The following is a 1,609-nucleotide window of genomic DNA, read 5'->3' on the forward strand; positions in this document are numbered from 1 at the left end:
CCGGTCTTCTCGCCTTGCGAAAGCCGGACCTCCGCTTCTCGCAACATCCCGATGATCTGCTCGGCAGTATAGTTCTTCCGTGCCATTCCGTGCTCCTTTCAAAGCCCAAAATAGCCGAAACTCTAACTCTCAAAATGGACCCGTTTTCAGGGGGAAGGCCAGCCCCGAAGCCACTATGTATAATATCGCAGCAGTTGTTATGATGTCTAGTATCGTTGCTATCATCTACGTCTCCGAGTTCCCTACAATTGGGAACGGCAAAAATCCGAGCCGATATGAAAGATCGTCTATTCCTGTCAGCCCTTACAGCCTCACTAGGGCCGCCTTTTAGGCGACCGACAATCCGATCTGAAATTAATAGGCAGCATGGTAAGACATGCCGCCCACCCATTCACAGATCAGGGCATTGATCACCAGGACTACATTCGGGTAGGATTTTATAATACTCGTGTCGCCTTGAGCATTCACCTGTGCGAGATACATTGTCAGTGGGGCGTGCCGTTGTTTCGACATTTGCACAGGTCCCCTCGGACCATCAAAAGTTACTTCACTTAGAGCTTTGACCACGGCATCCGTGTCTGTCGTGCCGGCTTTTACCACCGACAGGGCATAGAGATGAACGGCATCATATAGAGGAACGGAGAGTTCGTTAGGCGTTTCTGTTTTCGTGCCAAACTTCTCCTTCATTGCCTTCAGGAACTGCGCATTCTTCTCCGAATCGATGCTAGTGTAGTATGTTCCACCAAGATAAATTCCCTCAGCATCAGGACCCAAAGTCTTCGCTGTACCTTCATCCAATGCATAATTCCCATACTTTGCAGTTATACCAGCTGAGCGAAGCTGCTTCGTAAAGGTAACGTTCGGTGCACCGGCCGCGGTAGAGGTCAAGATCACGTCGGGATTGGCTGCCCGGATCATGCTGATGATTGCCGTCCAATCGTTCGCGTCCATCGGATTGTATTCTTCACCAACGACCGTGCCGCCTTTCTCCGTAATATATTTGTTGGTGTCACCGAGGAGTCCACGACCGAAAGCATAGTCACTACCGACAAGAAAGAATGTTTTCGCACCTTGATCTTTCATGAAGTAGTCGACCATGAGTGAAACCATTTGCTGTGGCACCCATGCGTTTATGTGCTGATACTTATTGCAGGAACCACCCTCGTAAAAAGAGCTATAGATATAAGGGATTTTTCCCCTAGTAATGATTGGCAATCCTGCATTGCGAGCTGCAGTCGTCTCCATAGCAGCTATGGCATCCACTTTCTTTTGGAATACCAGGGAGTCATATGCTTTTTGAGCCCCTGCGGCACCGGATCCATCATCGGCAACTTCCAGGGCGAGCTTTCTGCTTAAAATCCCCCCTGCAGCGTTGATTTCGGAGACTGCAAGTTCGGCCGCCTGAACCATTGACGGAGCTACGATGCTATTTGCGCCGCTTAAGCCGACCGGAATGCCCAACACAATGGGATTGTCCTCGGCAATGGCTCCTCCGGTCCATAGCGCAGTCGGACGCCTCGAAAAACCTCGCCATTGACGGCTCGGGATGATTCACTGCCCCGGTGATTTGCCGGGAGGGGATGGATGCGGGGACAGGCCGGGTTTTGGG

At 51.1% G+C, this 1,609-nt stretch carries 1 pseudogene; it reads right to left on the bottom strand.

What is annotated here, in order from left to right:
• Window positions 1-391: 391 nt before the first annotated feature.
• Window positions 392-1,485: pseudogene (locus ASD50_RS17665) on the bottom strand (substrate-binding protein).
• Window positions 1,486-1,609: the final 124 nt, after the last annotated feature.

The sequence above is a fragment of the Mesorhizobium sp. Root552 genome, assembly GCF_001427285.1.
Lineage (GTDB): Bacteria > Pseudomonadota > Alphaproteobacteria > Rhizobiales > Rhizobiaceae > Mesorhizobium.